17 protein-coding genes are annotated in these 15,406 nt (G+C 57.4%); 11 read left to right on the forward strand and 6 right to left on the reverse strand.

Annotated features, from left to right (window positions below; all coding sequences use genetic code 11):
• Positions 1-379 precede the first annotated feature (379 nt).
• The 5 genes from BTHE68_RS36040 (at position 380) to BTHE68_RS36055 (ending at position 8,068) form a co-directional block, all read left to right on the forward strand.
• On the forward strand, positions 380-1,363 hold the full coding sequence (locus BTHE68_RS36040) for an NAD-dependent epimerase/dehydratase family protein (RefSeq protein ID WP_162071088.1): 984 nt from the start codon (positions 380-382) through the stop codon (positions 1,361-1,363).
• 264 nt (positions 1,364-1,627) lie between these two features.
• A complete protein-coding gene (locus tag BTHE68_RS36045; protein WP_162071089.1) occupies positions 1,628-2,464 on the forward strand; it encodes an alpha/beta fold hydrolase in 837 nt (278 codons plus the stop codon).
• Positions 2,465-2,807: 343 nt separating this feature from the next.
• The gene (locus BTHE68_RS36050) at positions 2,808-5,741 is read left to right on the forward strand and encodes a Tn3 family transposase (RefSeq protein WP_162071090.1); all 2,934 of its coding nucleotides are present in this window, start codon (positions 2,808-2,810) and stop codon (positions 5,739-5,741) included.
• A 462-nt stretch (positions 5,742-6,203) separates the two neighbouring features.
• Complete coding sequence (locus BTHE68_RS37380) at positions 6,204-7,028, forward strand: hypothetical protein (protein ID WP_502710633.1); 825 nt, start codon at positions 6,204-6,206, stop codon at positions 7,026-7,028.
• 206 nt (positions 7,029-7,234) lie between these two features.
• Positions 7,235-8,068, forward strand: a complete 834-nt coding sequence (locus BTHE68_RS36055) for a hypothetical protein (protein WP_162070994.1) — start codon at positions 7,235-7,237, stop codon at positions 8,066-8,068.
• Between the two features lie 129 nt (positions 8,069-8,197).
• Here the strand turns inward: BTHE68_RS36055 and BTHE68_RS36060 are convergent, their stop codons facing one another.
• Both BTHE68_RS36060 and BTHE68_RS36065 read right to left on the reverse strand, forming a co-directional pair.
• The gene (locus BTHE68_RS36060) at positions 8,198-8,785 is read right to left on the reverse strand and encodes a hypothetical protein (RefSeq protein ID WP_162071091.1); all 588 of its coding nucleotides are present in this window, start codon (positions 8,783-8,785) and stop codon (positions 8,198-8,200) included.
• A 348-nt stretch (positions 8,786-9,133) separates the two neighbouring features.
• A protein-coding gene (locus BTHE68_RS36065) for an IS3 family transposase (protein WP_174258164.1) occupies positions 9,134-10,332 on the reverse strand; the annotation gives its coding sequence in 2 pieces (ribosomal slippage) (positions 9,134-10,017 and positions 10,017-10,332; 1,200 coding nt in all).
• A 126-nt stretch (positions 10,333-10,458) separates the two neighbouring features.
• Here BTHE68_RS36065 and imuA point away from each other — a divergent pair.
• A complete protein-coding gene (imuA, locus tag BTHE68_RS36070) occupies positions 10,459-11,172 on the forward strand; it encodes a translesion DNA synthesis-associated protein ImuA (protein ID WP_162071093.1) in 714 nt (237 codons plus the stop codon).
• Between the two features lie 13 nt (positions 11,173-11,185).
• On the opposite strand, the gene BTHE68_RS36075 is transcribed toward imuA, so the two are convergent.
• Complete coding sequence (locus tag BTHE68_RS36075) at positions 11,186-11,599, reverse strand: hypothetical protein (RefSeq protein ID WP_162071094.1); 414 nt, start codon at positions 11,597-11,599, stop codon at positions 11,186-11,188.
• 253 nt (positions 11,600-11,852) lie between these two features.
• Here BTHE68_RS36075 and BTHE68_RS36080 point away from each other — a divergent pair, with 253 nt between their 5' ends.
• Together BTHE68_RS36080 and BTHE68_RS36085 are read left to right on the forward strand one after the other, a co-directional pair.
• Complete coding sequence (locus BTHE68_RS36080; RefSeq protein ID WP_162071095.1) at positions 11,853-12,077, forward strand: hypothetical protein; 225 nt, start codon at positions 11,853-11,855, stop codon at positions 12,075-12,077.
• Positions 12,078-12,107: 30 nt separating this feature from the next.
• A complete protein-coding gene (locus BTHE68_RS36085; RefSeq protein ID WP_162071096.1) occupies positions 12,108-12,785 on the forward strand; it encodes a hypothetical protein in 678 nt (225 codons plus the stop codon).
• Here the strand turns inward: BTHE68_RS36085 and BTHE68_RS36090 are convergent.
• Positions 12,762-13,451 (reverse strand): ATP-dependent DNA ligase, encoded by a 690-nt coding sequence (locus BTHE68_RS36090; RefSeq protein ID WP_232078421.1) that lies wholly within the window; start codon positions 13,449-13,451, stop codon positions 12,762-12,764. The two genes, BTHE68_RS36085 and BTHE68_RS36090, sit on opposite strands and share 24 nt — an antisense overlap.
• A complete protein-coding gene (locus tag BTHE68_RS36095) occupies positions 13,448-13,639 on the reverse strand; it encodes a hypothetical protein (RefSeq protein WP_162071097.1) in 192 nt (63 codons plus the stop codon). The genes BTHE68_RS36090 and BTHE68_RS36095 overlap by 4 nt, the downstream gene beginning before the upstream one ends.
• Positions 13,640-13,701: 62 nt before the next feature.
• Between BTHE68_RS36095 and BTHE68_RS36100 the strand changes: the two genes are divergently transcribed.
• The 3 genes from BTHE68_RS36100 (at position 13,702) to BTHE68_RS36110 (ending at position 14,416) form a co-directional block, all read left to right on the forward strand.
• The gene (locus BTHE68_RS36100) at positions 13,702-13,917 is read left to right on the forward strand and encodes a hypothetical protein (protein ID WP_162071098.1); all 216 of its coding nucleotides are present in this window, start codon (positions 13,702-13,704) and stop codon (positions 13,915-13,917) included.
• Between the two features lie 72 nt (positions 13,918-13,989).
• The gene (locus BTHE68_RS36105; protein WP_162071099.1) at positions 13,990-14,166 is read left to right on the forward strand and encodes a hypothetical protein; all 177 of its coding nucleotides are present in this window, start codon (positions 13,990-13,992) and stop codon (positions 14,164-14,166) included.
• A gap of 7 nt (positions 14,167-14,173) precedes the next feature.
• Positions 14,174-14,416: a hypothetical protein gene (locus BTHE68_RS36110; RefSeq protein WP_162071100.1), complete on the forward strand. Its 243-nt coding sequence runs from the start codon at positions 14,174-14,176 to the stop codon at positions 14,414-14,416.
• Here the strand turns inward: BTHE68_RS36110 and BTHE68_RS36115 are convergent.
• Complete coding sequence (locus tag BTHE68_RS36115; protein WP_162071101.1) at positions 14,388-14,591, reverse strand: hypothetical protein; 204 nt, start codon at positions 14,589-14,591, stop codon at positions 14,388-14,390. The two genes, BTHE68_RS36110 and BTHE68_RS36115, sit on opposite strands and share 29 nt — an antisense overlap.
• Between the last annotated feature and the right edge of the window lie 815 nt (positions 14,592-15,406).

Below are 15,406 nucleotides of genomic sequence, written 5' to 3' on the forward strand. Positions count from 1 at the left end.
AGGCAAACCCGGAGTCGTTCCCGCTGCGGTGATTTCTAAGAGCATTATGGCGTCAAGTTGATGGTAACAGTGCCCTTTGGCCCTGCTATCAGCGGTCGGGATCAAGCCGTGGATTCACAGAACCAGATTCTGGAGCGCTCGGTCCGCATAAACTTGCTAGTCTCAATTCTCATCCATCAGAGCCAAAACAACAGTTGACTCTCAACTTTACTTTAAGGTTACGCTTTCTGAATCTTCAGGATGGGCTGCACCTTGTCGTAGTCGGGAAAGCCATCCGGCAGTTGGTCCTCGACGGTCGCACATACGCTTAAAGCGCGACACCAAAGCAGAGATACTCGGCTACTTATATTTTCACGAGCTTTTCACCAAGGTAGATGCAATGCAGACGATATTGGGAGCGAATGGCCAAATCGCTATCGAACTGGCGCGCGAACTTCGACGTAACTATACAAGCGATATACGGCTTGTGAGCCGCACCCCACGAAAAGTCGCCGATGCGGATACCTTGGTATCGGCCAATCTTCTTGATCCAGTTCAAACCGCGAAAGCGGTCAAGGGCAGCCGTATTGTCTATTTCACCGCGGGTCTTCCGCCCGATACGCGGCTGTGGGAAACGCAGTTCCCGCTGATGTTGAAAAACGCTTTGGCAGCGAGCCGAGCGGCGGGCGCTAGATTCGCCTACTTCGACAACACTTACATGTATCCGCAAAATAACACCCCGCAGACGGAGGAAACGCCGTTCGCTCCGGTCGGACGCAAGGGACGGGTACGCGCCGCGATGGCGGGAATGGTGCTTGAAGAAATGAAGCGCGCAGATATACCGGTATTGATCGGTCGGGCTCCCGAATTCTACGGTCCAGAAAAAACGCAAAGCGTCACAAATGCATTAATCATCGATAAGCTGAAAGCCGGAAAGAGACTTCGAGTTCCGGTGCGGGACGATACGCGACGCACGCTTATTTGGACACCCGATGCGAGCCGTGCGCTGGCAACGCTCGGAAATGCACCGGATGCGTTCGGTCAATCTTGGCATCTGCCATGTTGCGACGACCGACTGACCTACAAGCAGTTTGTCGCGCTGGCCTGCCAGATCTTTGGCCGGCCGTACGGGTACACTGTACTTGGCAAATGGACCTTGACTGCCGCGGGGATATTCTCGAAACAAGTTCGCGAAATCAGGGAATTGCTACCTCGATATGAAGTAGATAATCTTTTTGACTCTACTAAGTTCAAGAGCCGATTTCCCGAGTTCGAGGTCACGCCTTATCGAAGGGGCCTTGAACTGATCCGGGAAGAGTGGGGTGCGATAGACACCCCTCCTTACGTAAGACCCGTTTGCGAGACCGGGGATCGTAGTGCTTGACCTTAAACCTATATTGAATGTTACGGTTTCGACGATCGATGTGTACCGACGACCGACGTCTTGCCTAGCAAGAGTGATACCCAAAGGCGTGATTTGTCACGCTTCGGGGGTCACTGAGCGAGCTGTTCGCTGGAGGTCGACGCGTACAGCAACCTTCGCTCGACATGGGCAAGGGCGCGTGACTGGGTTCGCTTATCTCAGTTCGACGCGCAAGGTGAGGAAGTAGATCGAATTTTCTGATTCCCTACGACTAGGAGGCTGATCATGTCATTTGTCACGACGAAGGACGGTACGAGCATCTTCTTCAAGGATTGGGGGCCGAAGGACGCACAACCCATTGTCTTTCACCACGGCTGGCCATTGAGCGCTGATGATTGGGATGCACAGATGCTCTTCTTTTTGTCCCAAGGCTTTCGCGTCGTAGCTCACGATCGCCGCGGCCACGGCCGGTCGAGCCAAGTTAGCGAAGGGCACGATATGGATCACTATGCTGCTGACGCCTCGGCAGTGGTCGAACATTTAGACCTAAAGAACGCAGTTCATGTGGGCCATTCGACCGGCGGTGGCCAAGTTGCACGCTACGTCGCGAAGTTTGGCCAGCCGCAGGATCGCGTAGCCAAAGCGGTTCTCATCAGTTCGGTGCCCCCGTTGATGGTCAAGACTGCGAAGAGCCCCGAAGGCGCGCCAATCGAAATCTTGGACGGCCTGCGCGAGGGGCTCGCCGCAAATCGTGCGCAGTTCTATATCGACGTGCCAACCGGTCCTTTCTACGGCTACAACCGCGCTGATGCGAAGATCTCCCAAGGCATCATTCAGAACTGGTGGCGTCAAGGCATGATGGGAAGCGCCAAAGCTCACTACGAAGGCATCAAGGCGTTCTCCGAGACCGATCAGACTGAGGATCTGGAATCTATTACGGTGCCGACGCTCGTGATTCAAGGCGACGATGATCAGGTGGTTCCGTACAAAAACGCAGCGCTACTTCAGGCCAAGTTACTGAAGAACAGTACGCTCAAAATTTATCCCGGCTATCCGCACGGTATGCACACGACGAATGCCGATACGATTAACGCGGACATTCTCGCGTTTATCCGCGGATAGGAGTCTTCGGCACGGCGAAAAGAGGCTTGCAGGGAGTTTATCTCCCTGCAATGCAACTAAGGGATTAGCCGCTGAAAATTCAAACTCTGGCGTCGAACCAATTCGTTATCCTTATAACTTGACATAACCTTATTTATCGCATTTTAATTCGTGAGGCCTTATGTCAAGGACCATCTGCTGACTAGGCTCGTTTCAGGTCACATTATGTCAATTCCAGCGAATCGCCGCTGGTTCCTGTCGGCTGGACAGCCGATGCCAGGTCGGCATCCCGATTTGTACCGTAGCGCCGCCGATTTTGCGCCGCTAGGCTGGATCGCTTCGTGATCGCCGCGGAGCACAGACGATGGAAAGCTGGCGAACAGGCTATCTTGGGATCCGTCAAGTACCCCGCGATCTGAGCGAGTTTGAACTCAACACTTTCTTCACGTTCTCGAAGCAAGAGATCGCGCTCATCGAGACGCGGCGATCTGATTTATATCGTCTCGCCGTTGCGTTGCACGTCGGGTTCATACGAATGTCCGGCCGATCGCTGGATTCATATCGCCAGATACCTGCGATGCTGTGGCGGCACCTCGGTCGACAACTGCATGTCCAGCCGCCCGATCTCGGAACGCTGCGCTCGATCTACGACGGACGCTTCGATACGCTGTCCGACCATCAACGATTTGCTCAAATCATCGCGAACTTCCGCACGATCTCAGAGCACCAACGTCGATACGTGATACGTTGGCTGAAAGAACAATTGACGGGTCGCCCAGAGCGCGGCCAATTGGGCAATGACCTGAAGCAATGGTTCTACGAACATCGGATCGTCATACCCAACGAACGGACAATCCGACAGTTCATCGTCCAAGCAGTTCGCGATATCGAGAGTTCGCTCCACGAGGAATTTCAGCGAACCTTCGGCCCGGAGAAATTGGACAGCTGGGCACGCCTTTTACCCCAGCCACACAAGGAGTACGTGAGCCTGCAGGGCTGGCTTTGGGCTGTGCCGCTCCGTGGTTCGACTCAGCAGATGGGTGAAGTGCTGGACAAGATTAATCTCCTTACCATGCACGGCGTCGCATCCCCATGGCCAGGCGCATGCAACGATGCAGTTGTTCGCTACTACGCTCGTCGCTGTGCCAACCGCTCTCCATCCATCAGCAAACGGATCGCGCCGCAAAGCCGGAGGCTCGAGGCCGCCTGTTTCATGCGTTATTCGCTGTGCATGGCGACCGATCACGTACTCACGATGCTCCGGCGCTGGGTGCAGAAAGTCGCGAATGATGCATCTCGCGCGCTCGACGCGGCGAAGAACAAGCTTGACGATCAGCTTCGCGAGTTCGCCCTGGCTGTGAAGGCTTTGGCGATTGACGAGTCCCTGTCGCGCGAACAGCTTGGTAGCGCGCTCTGTGAACTGGCCGACAAGGTTCTCTGCCCACCGCAAAGCCGCCGCAGCCTCATGCGGCAGCATCTAATCGGCAAGCGACACTCGGCACGGAACCTATTGATGCGGATAGTGCAACTGCCCTTCGAGGCTGATTCCACTCAGCCCGTACTCGACGCGATCGTTCTGCTTCGAGATCTTTATCGCCGTCACGCTTACTTACTGCCCGATGGGTTGAATATTCGTCTGGGTCGCGCGTGGCGCGAAGCGATCGACGGATTCGACCGAATCAAAGCCATGAAGGCGTTCGAATGGGCCACGTTGTTCGCCCTGCGCGTCGCGCTTCGCAACGGATCCGTCTATGTGGAGCATAGTTTCGCGTTCCGTAGTCGAACGCGCATGTTGATTCCGATGGGCGAGTGGATCGCCAAACGCAACAATCTTTACGGGCAACTGGGTCTTCCGCAAGATCCCAAGGAATTTCTCGATCCGATCCTTGCACTTCTCGATCAAAGGCTTGATCTCTTGCTCGAAGCGGTGAAGCAAGGGGATGTGCAAGTTGACACGGCCGTGCATTTGAGTCCGCTTAATGCCCAGCCGGCGGACAACGAAGCGGATCGCCTGCGACAGGCGATCTACCAGGCGCATCCGCAGGGGCAACTACCGGAGATCATCCTCGAGATCGATAGCGCAACACGATTCAGTTGGCTTTTGCTCGGGCGTGAACCTCGCTCACGAGTGGAACTGCTGATGGTCTATTCAGCCGTGCTCGCGCATGGAACATCTCTCTCGGCCGCGGAACTCTCTAGGATGGTGCCCGAGGTGTCAGGCGACGCGATCCGCCAAATGATGAAACGCTTGGCGGACGAGAGAAAGCTCAGGCTTGCCGCCGATGCAGTTCTTGAGTTCATGCACGAGCACCCTATCGCTGCTCACTGGGGCCGTTCTGATCTCGCGTCTTCCGACATGATGTCGCTCGAAACCACACGAAAGGTATGGCAAGCTCGGGCAGATCCGCGGCGCCGCTCGGCATCCATCGGAATGTACACACACGTGCTCGATCGTTGGGGCATCTTTTACGATCAGCCGATCGTTTTGAATGAGCGGCAAGCAGGTGCGGCCATCGAAGGTGTTGTGCGCCAGAGTGCCACGAAAGACATCGCTCAGCTCGCTGTCGACACGCATGGGTACACCGATTTCGCGATGGGCCTGGCCCGCGCGCTTGGATTTGATCTCTGCCCTCGCCTGTCGCATCTTCGTGATCGTCGGCTTCACGTTCCTCGCAGTCAGGACGTGCCGCAAGAGCTTTGTGCGGTTACAGACCGCGACGTCAGACTTGACCTCATCGCTGAAATCTGGGACGAGTTTGTCAGGATTGCTGCATCGATTCGCTCAGGAAAATGTACTGCAGTGGAAGCCCTAAGCCGCTTCGGCTCAGCAGCGCGTGGGCAGCCGGTCTATGACGGAGGCGTCCACATCGGTCGCCTGTTCCGTAGCATCTTCCTGATCGATTACTTCACGAACACGACATTCAGGGCGGAGCTGCAGCACGTGTTGAATCGGGGCGAAGCCGTGCATGTGGTTCAGCGCGCGATTCATGTTGGCCGTATCCCAGTCGAATTGGCACGGCGCGAAGATTCGCTCTCGGCCGTGTCTTCCGCGTTGACCCTGCTTGCGAACATTCTGATGGCATGGAACACGACCCACATGCAGCATGCGCTCGAGGCGCTGCAAGCCTCCGGAGGCGAATCGCCTGGAGCCGAACAGCTCAGAAGGATTGCGCCGACGCATCTGGAGGGCATCAACCTGCGCGGAACCTTCATTTTCCCCGTGGGACGGTACGCAAGCAGGCTGCTTCCAAGCTTGACCCAAGGAGCGGCGACGCGTGCTGCCAGTCAGCGCGCATAGACGCGCCGACGATGCGTTTCAGGGTAGACAGAAAGCGCTTGATTTATAAGGATATTAATTTGGCGCCAGAAGGCAAAGCCTTGTCGGAGCTAGAGCGCCCTAACCCGGAAAATGCACGGGAATCAAGACCACCCCTAAGCCTGATACCGGGGCTGGCGCCGGTTTCGGGTCGGCAGCCTTCGTTCGATAACTTTCAACACGTATCGGGTCGAGATCGACGCTGTGAAGGGCGATACAGTCGATTGGCCATGAAGCTTCATCGATCTGCATGCGGGCGAACGCATCGAGCCCTTCCAGCGTAGTGCCCGAGCCGACCGGCAGACGGTCGCGAGCCCCAAACGAAATCGCAGATATGCATAGTGGACGGCGCAAGAGGGGGACCCCTCTTTCCTTTATGCCGGTCAATTTTATGTCTAAGAACTGCACCGACATGCGAGGCACGCGATGCTCGAATCTTTATTAATGGCTAGTACAGGCTTGACCGCTGTACTGGGTCAGCAAGCTTTTACGACGCCCGGTACCTACCAGTTTGTAGTTCCCGACCGTGTTTATGCAATTTCAGCCGTCGGTGTCGGCGGAGGTGGTGGTGGTTGGGATCGTAGCTCGGGTTCCACAGGGACGTGGGGATCGTCAGGCTTTGGTGGGTCGTTGCGGTGGAGAACATCGATTCCTGTCACTCCGCGCGAGACGCTGACAGTTATCGTTGGCGATAAGGGTTTGGATTCCAAGACGGCCCGCGCGGGTGACGGCGGCATCACCAAGATCCTGCGCGGCACCACGGTATTGCTGCAGGCTAACGGTGGCTCAGGTGGCGGGGCGACAGGCGCGGCTCAGATCACCAATACTGCGGCAGGCGGTGTCGGTGACGGTGGTGGTGACTCTGGTGTGTCGGGTCAAGTCGCCTTGTGCTACTGGGAATACCCAGGCGGTGGTTGCGGCGCAGGAGGGTACACGGGTAATGGTGGCGCAGGCGGCGCTACAACACAGGCCGCGATTGCGGGCGTCGGTGGGGGAGCCGGTGGTGGGTTCGGTGTTCCACGAGGCGGCACCGGACAAGGTGGCCGCGGTGGTGGTGTCGGCATTTTCGGTAAGGGCTCTAATGGTACGGCTGCCACGGCTAATAACACCAACGGTGGGGCCGGTTCGCAATATCCGGGCTCGGGTGAGTACGGTGGCGGAGCATCTGAAGCCGGCGGAGGGTATGTCAATGTGCCCGCGCAAACCGGCGCGTGTCGCATCGTTTGGGGAGCGGGACGCCAGTACCCCAACTACGTTCCGGATGTTTAAAGTCTTCGCGGCATAAAGGAGGGAGGGGCGGCCCTCCCTCCTTTATGCCCTTGTAGTCTTCCATTTTTTTTTGACTACGTCCACTGGACTGGGCGCCACCGACACAATTCGCTTGCAAGACGCCGCGCATGGACGATAATCCGCCATGCGGCAGTCGTTCGACTCCCACGATTTCTAATAGAAGAAAAACTCTGAGGAGAGACCCTATGGCCAGAACACCGAATGATGATCGCAGCGACAGCATGAATCCGAACAACGACGCTTATGATGCGAGCGAGCGCAATCGGGAAAATCAGATCGGCGCGAACGATGACGACGACGATGACTGGCCGAGCCGCTCAAGGAGATCGCCCCTCTCGTACTATTCCGAGCCGGCATTCTCACCGCGTGTCTCGAGGGAGGAGGAAGAAGAGATAGTGCTGGATGTGATTATTCGGCCGCAGCCAGTTCGCGTTAAGGGCCTGCACTTGCTGATCGTCTCGAACGACGAGACACGTAGGTGCGTCAAGGTGGACGCAGCTTCCATTGAGGAAGCAGTCAACGACGCAAAGACGATCTGGGATAGCAAACCGCTCGCATACCTCGCTCTGTACGACCAGGCGAACATCTATCTCGAGCAAACGCGAAGCAAACAGTTTAGCCCGGACGTGGTGGGATCTATCCAAGAGCTTAGCGAGCTCAACAAGTTGATCGCGTTTGCCGCAGACCACACCAGTTCCGCCCGACGCAGCTTGGGCAGCGTTGCAGCCAGGCCTGACGGACAACACGCGCTCGGGCGGTTCCTGGAGAGCTATGGCGCCTCCTATTCTGCCTTGCAGGGATTGTACGCAGAGAGGTCGGGACGGATTGAAGAGCTTCGCGCGAAAGGGCAAGACGTCACCGAGGAAACGGCAGAGGAGTTTGGGAAGGCAGGAAGACTGGCACAAGTCGTGGGCACGAACGTGCAATGGGTACGGGATTTCCAATCTGGAAAAACACGCCTCGATCCAATGACCGTCGCCTTCTCTCGGCCAGAGCGCGTCTTGGACGTTAAGGCGTAGCCCAACGGAATTGAATCGCTATCCGTTTTCTTTGGCATATCCGAATCTCCAGGGAAGCGCGGAAGAACGACATCCAAATTTCGGCTCTGATTCACGGCCTGACGGGTGTCGTCCCGTTTCATTCGAGCCTCAAATTGGCTTTAATAGGCGTTGCTTCAGCTTGGTAAATTCAAAGTACACCGCCGCATATTTGTCCTGAAGGATCTTGGCCGTGCTCCAGACAGCAGCCTGCGCTCGCCCATGAAGGTCTTCTGAACTCTGCGCTCTTAAGACAGTGTTCAAGCTGGTGTTGCGTCCGGAAATTTCATGCAGCGACAGCGAAAGAACGTAGCCAGCCGAGCGCGTTCGCTTCATACGCAAGAGGACATTGCGCGGAGAGTCTGCCTGGGAACCTCGAACGGGAACGGTCGCTGGCGTGCCTTCGCGCGCCGGGACCGAAACGAATGCGCTACTTAGCCAGAAGTAATGCCAGATACTGAACACGAACGACGTGAGCCGTTCGTCTACGTCCGGCATCTCGCCGAGCATTCTCACGCGCGTTTTCAGATGCTGCGCGGCTATTGTGTTGCGTCTTATTTCCTCGAAAACGGGATGCTCCTCATTGAAGGGGACACTTCTATCACTCAGCATATCCGAGTAACGATGGAAGTTTTTCATATATTCAGCGTGGATGGTTTCAAAATCCGCCATCACCGGCTCGACGTAGTCGATGAACATGCTGCGATTCAGTTTTTCCCTTCTGTCAACTAGTTGGATCAGACGATCGATCAACACCCCCAGCGTCGTTAGAGACTCGACTAGCATAAGTGCTCCATTTAGTTCCAAGTGCCGACACGCGAATGCATGCGCCTGCATCAGGTACCGGCTGACGTCCAATATAGTAAAAATGAGGCGACAGCCTAGTTGATCGAAATCCCTACAGCCCTGGCAATCAGGTTACTTCCAGCTTCGGGCGAGGGCAGGCTCCGGATCGAACTCGGGGCGAATGGACTCGACTGCGCTTAGACGTTAGAGCGTGTAGGATACTGTGGAGTTGCCCCTATAACTCAGGACACGCGGACACCGTTAGGTTGATGGCACCGCAGCGCGCCTGAACTCGCGAGGCGAGCGGTATTTCAGGGCTTTATGCGGGTGGCGCTCATTGTAGTGTTCAAACGCAATAGCCAGACGCGAGAGCGCCGTTGGTGCGTCGGGCTTGTCCATATAGGCGACGTAATTGTGTTTCATCGTCTTCACGAACGATTCGGCCATGCCATTACTTTGCGGCGAACGGACCGGCGTGGTCAGCGGCTCAAGCCCCAGTTCACGAGCGAAGCTGCGTGTGCGGTGGTCGATGTAGGCCGAGCCGTTGTCTGACAGCCATTCGATGAGCTGTGTAGCCCGCGTGGTGCCGAAGCGCTGTTCAACGGCGGCCAACATCACGTCGCGCACCACATCACCGCTATGGCCGCCGGTCGTCGCCGCCCAGCTAATCGCTTCCCGGTCGCAGCAGTCCAGCGCGAACGTGACGCGCAGCGGCGTGCCATCATCGCACCGGAACTCAAAGCCATCGGAGCACCAGCGGGTGTTGCTACGGTCAACGGCAACGCGACCGTCGTGCCGCCGACTGTCTCGCCGCACGCCGGGGCGACGCAGCAGCAACTGGTGCTCACACATAATCCGATACACGCGCTTGTGATTGATGCAAGGCGCGTTGGCCTGTTCCCGACTACGGCGCAGCAGTGCCCAGATGCGTCGGTAGCCGTAGGTTGGGAGGTGCGCTACGTGGGTCTGGATTTCCTCGACCAATTCAGTGTCGTCAGTCGGTTTGGCGCTACGACCATCTTGCCAATCCGGCGAGCGAGCCTGTTTCGCTGCTACACCAGAGCGCGCCACGCCGAGAACTTTGCAGACCGTCTTCAATGGTCGTCCCCTGGCAGCAAGGGCGAGCGCGCAATCAGGTTTTTTGAGCGGCTCCATTCCACGGCTTCTTTCAGGATTTCGACTTCCATTGTCTTTTTCCCGAGTAGTCGTTGCAGTTCCTTGATTTCCTTGATGGCGGCGGCCAGCTCGGATGCGGGCACAACAGATTCACCTGCCTTCACTGCAGCCAGACTGCCTTCCTGGTATTGCTTGCGCCAGCCGAACACCTGGTTGGCGTTGACGCCGTGCCGGCGTGCGACGCCTGACACGGACGCTCCCGGCTCCAGTGTTTCCTGCACGATGGCTATTTTTTCCTGCGGGGTGCGCCGACGACGGCGCTCCGGCTCGGTCAGAATTTCGATGGGTTCCACGTAATGACTAGGCTTACTGTTAGGCACAAGACTATCCCTTATTTTAAGAGAGTCCTCGTGTCCTCAGATACGTGGGGCCGCTCCATACTGTACATCCATACAGTAGTGAGCATTGCCATGTCCGCACTCCCGAAAGACATCGAAAACCTGCACCCGTCCCTCTGGCGAGGCAGCCAGCTGGGCCGCGCCGCTGGCCGCACGGTCGACACGGGATACGCCGCTCTGTCGGAACAGCTGCGGGGCGGGGGTTGGCCGATTGGGGCGCTGACCGAGCTCCTGGTTCAACAGCCCGGCATCGGTGAAGTTCGCCTGCTGCAGCCGGCGCTTGCCAAGGTGGCAAAGCGACCGATCGTTTTGCTCAAGCCGCCGCACACGCCAAACGCACTCGGGCTTTCGTATATTGGGGTTCCGCCGGACAAGATCATGCGACTCAATGTCGGCACCAGCGCCGACGCGCTGTGGGCCGCCGAGCAGATTCTCAAAACGAACACCTGCGGTGCGCTCTTGCTGTGGCAGCAACACATGCGAGCCGAGGCGCTTCGGCGACTGTCATTATGCGTGCAAGCATCCGAGATGCTGTTGTTCGTGCTGCGCCCGCTCGCCGCGCAACAGGACGCGTCGCCAGCGTCCTTACGCCTAGCAGTTAGGCCCGCAGCTGAAGGGGTTTCGATCGACATCGTCAAGCGGAAAGGGCCGCTCGGCATTGAGCCATTTGACGTCGCGGTCCGACCGTCACCCATCCTGCTGAGTCCGCACGGCCGGTCGAGCAACCGAGGCGCGCGGAAGCTTTCGCCCGTTGCGATCCCGGCGATCGCGTTGACCGACGTCTAACAAAGAGCTGAATTTATCTTGCTTTGCCTGCACCGCACACATTGTTGACGATTGCTTGCATTGTGCTGCCCGGAATCAGGACGTGTCGGTGTTCGTAGCTATTCGCCTCGAAAATGCCGCCGTCTGACTTATAGGAGACGTATCCGTCTGTCACGTAGACCGCCGGCGCATCACACGCGCTGCGGATATGAGTGAGTTCTGGGTTGATATATCCGAGCGAGTGCGGATCTGGGTGTTCGTTCGAATGATCGTGTATCGTCTTCAGCCAAAAGACAACGCCGCCGTCCGGCAACCTGCGCGCAGAAGCACGGTCCATGTAAATCGTGTCCTTTCCTATCGTTCCCAACTTAAACCAGTCCTCAGCCGCCTGGGCACTGCCCACCATCGCAGCCAGCGTAAGCGCGAGCGCCGCTCCTTTCCGCACCATTGCTCCCCCCGGACTTACCAATTTTTAACTTATCAGCTTGTGCCGCCTTCTATTCGCTTCTTAGCTTGCGCCCTCAGGCAAGCCCTATATGAGTCGCCTGCGACTCACGGTCGCGATTCTACTATGCTAACTGCGGCCAGCATCGCCCCAAAGAACGGCAACTAGGTGGTGAACACTTCCCGTCATTCGACAGGGCAAGTTTTTCACCACGAAAGAGCCTAAAGTTTCGTGCGAGCGTGTCGATATCCGAGGCATGACACGAGACGAAGCCCGCATCCATTTCGAAGCCGTCGACGAGGCCGCCGCAGCTGCCGTTGAAGCACAATTCGGCTTTTACGACGCCACTGATCGACGCTGCAACGCGCTCTACAGTGAAGTGCGATCTAACCTGCTCGACGAGCGATTGCAGGACATGATGTTGGAGGACTTGATGGAGTTCATCTATCCGTCCGGCGACCAAGTGCCTACTTTGAACTAGAGTAGAAGGACCTCTTCCGCCTCGGAAATCGTGAACACTGGTCTTTCTCCGCATCGTTCAAGTCTACCGACGATTGACGAGTGGCATTTCGATGGCGCTTCCCCGGCTCTGATCGAGCAGGTTGAGGCTTGCCCAGATCCCGACGAACTGATCCGGCAACTGGGGTCGTCGTTAGCAGCCGCAATCGATGGCAGTGGAGTGTCTTATAGCCGAGAGTTCGTCGACGAGCTGACGGTGGGTGATCAGCGCTCGCTTACATTTTTTCCGGTCGCGCCTGCGCTGTTCAATCAACTATTCAACGGCCGCCGAGGGTATCGCGCTCATTTCTGGGTCAGCCCGGAAACCGGCGATGAATTCAACCGGAAGATAATAAGCCAGCTCCGGGAGGAACTTGCGAGAATGCCGGTGACAGTTGGGGGACACGATCGGACCAGGTCGCGGAAGCTTCGTGACGCGCAAATAGAAAAGTCGTTTGTCCTTGACTCGCTTCGGCCTGATCTCGCGAAAATTTGGCTAACCTGCGGCGTCATCAGCGGTGTCCCGAGGATCGCCGTTGCGAACGGCAGATTGTGGCAGTCATTCCTCTACGGAGAAGAGCGCGGTTGGATCAGTTTAAAAGGAGCGCACCTCGATCAATCCGGTCGAGCCTATTCGCTTAAGGATCCGCTGATCCGCGCCAGGAAGCTACACGAGACTGGTGAAGTCTAGCGAGTGGCCGGAGAGCCACTCTAACTTTTGCCCGAAGCCCAGAGCCGCAGGACGGCTGTACTCCTGGAACTTCACTTTGATCCAGTCGCGCGATCGGCCGCGAGAATAGGGTGCGTCCAATCGCTTCGCCACCATTCCCTCCATGTCGTGCTCTTTGACCTGGTCGAAGACCCATGTGCCGGCACCCACGATGCCCACCGTGTAGATGAGCTGCTGCGTATTCTCGAAGCTGTCGCGCAGGATCAGCTTTCGCTCCGACAAGGGAAGGTGACGGATGTCGCGTTCCCGATCCGCGAGCATGTCGAAAATATAAAGGCGAGCGGGGTGTGCGTGCATCGCGGCCCGCACGCGCATCGGGACCTTGGTTACCGCGCGCTTCTGGAGTCGCTCGAACGACGACCTGCCGTCCCCGTGGTCCACCGTCAGCTCTGCGTCCCAAACAAAATTACCGGGCAGGCTCCATACGGCTTCGACGATGTCAGGGAATGAAGCGTTTGACGAATTTCCCTGTCGAGAAATGAGATCGACTCGGGCGCCGACCTTCCTGACCAGACAGCGATAGCCGTCGTACTTGAGTTCGAAGAGCCATTCTTCCCGCGAGAACGGCTTGCGAACCAGCGTGGCCAGCATCAGGTCATTCGAGTCGATGAACGGGATCGCGCTCACAGCTTCGCGCTGATGTAGGCGAGTTTCGCCCAAGCCAACGCTTCCTCGCCGACCGTCGCCGGATCGCAGCCACTGGACGCGCAAAAGTAGTCGAAGTCCTCGAGCGGCGTATGCCCGTATTCGTTCGGGGGCAGCGTCCGGACCGCGAAAATGTTCGCAAGAATCTCTTTGGGGTTTCCGTAGCACATGGTGGCTCTCCGTCTGCTATCTTGGTCTGAGCAACGATAGTTCCCGCCGACGGAGGTTCGCAATGCGTGCATCTCGCTTCGCCAATTACAACGGATGGAACATTGAAGCTTCCCCGACGATCATTGCGGACCAGCGGCTCTACCGTTCCGGCGTGGTGATCAGCCGCACGTCGGGAGAACGGTTCGTCTTCGCGGATCTGGGAAACCGAGTCTACCGATGGCAGGCGTATCAGCGCGGCCTCGACTGGGCGAAAGCGTGGGTCGACAGCAACTATTGAACGGGGTGAAGCATGACGATGCGGACGAACTACAACTTGGCGTGTGAATGTGGCGAGACGGGCCACTTCCGGATGAGCGAGAACGACTCGCCGTATTCCAGTGGCTATGAAACCTACGCCATTCACGGATTTAAAGGCGATGACGTCACGTTCACGCCGTCGGCGAACTGGGATCAGGTATTTCAGAAAATGCGCCCGAGCTGTTTGAAGTGTGGCGCGACGCTGACGCCGGCGAACCTGTGCGACTGAGGCAGCCATGACAGTCAAAATCGAACTGGACTTGCCCGATGACGTTTACACGGGCCTGGTCTTGGTGGCCCAGGCGTGCAGTGTCGCCGACCAACAACGTGAAGGCGCGACAACGCACGGCGCGCTCGACGCGAGGGCGTTGCTCGCGATGCTGGCAGAGGACGCCGCCATGACGCATAGCCGGCCGGGTTCGTGGGAAGGTGCGAACATGCTGCAAGTTCTCACCTCGCACGGCTACAGTCTGTCGTAATGACCGCGGCGGAACAGTAATCGTCGTCGCCGGTGCGGTCGTCGGCCGCCCGCTTTGGCGTCTCGCCATACATCATGGCGATGAGGTTCGGAAAGGGCACTTCGCAGCGCTTGGCGAAGTCTTGCGAGCCGCGCACCGGACAATCATTCGACATGTGCGAACCGAGGTCGGTCATCGCGTAGTCCGGGCCGAAGCGTGCGATCAGGCGCGCAAGCTGATATCGGCCACGCCGCGCGCAGCGTGTGCACGCCGGTGTACGGCACCGCTGTGTACCAGGCGAGCTGGGAGCTGAAGGCCCAGATCGATGGCGCGACGAAGGTTGAGGACATCCCGAGCGTGCCCGACACGATCGTGATCCCCAGCGCCCTACTCGTTGCTGCCGCGGCCTTAGGCGTCGGACTCGTCGCCAGTGCAATCAGCTGGCTTTTAGATTAGCCCAGCTCTACGGGGACGGGAGACTGAGCCATTAGTGGTGTATCGCACTGGCGGCCCGTAAAGTAAACGGCATGCTTTGCTGTGGGGCGCAGTAGACTAACTACATGGGGAAGTTACGCGATAGGGCCGATGAATGAGCGATAAAGCTACAACAAAAAAATTGGAACACACGTTGTTCTTTCGACGAACAGCTGGACCGGTCGCTATGACCATGCAGGTCGACCATTTTGCGCCAAACAGCAAATACGATTTGCTTCGTCTTCGCGCGGGCTCCGAACCCTTTCACTCGTTACATCGTTACTTCGTCATCGGCGACCATTCGCGCTGCGGGTACGGTAGATTATCTTCCTCACGTTTGAGCTCTTTCTCATCTAAGGTCGATTATAGAGGGGCCGACTTTTTTGGGGTTAGAAACATTAACGCGTGTGTCGAAATGGGAGTTAATCTAACTGGGGATCTTAAACCTTCTCTACGTAGCCAGATAGCAAATATTCGTTTGTCACACGAACGACCTATTGCCGACGTCGCTGTCTTCCAGGTAGCTTGCGCGCCCGA

It is taken from the genome of Burkholderia sp. THE68 (assembly GCF_009938265.1).
Classification (GTDB): domain Bacteria; phylum Pseudomonadota; class Gammaproteobacteria; order Burkholderiales; family Burkholderiaceae; genus Caballeronia.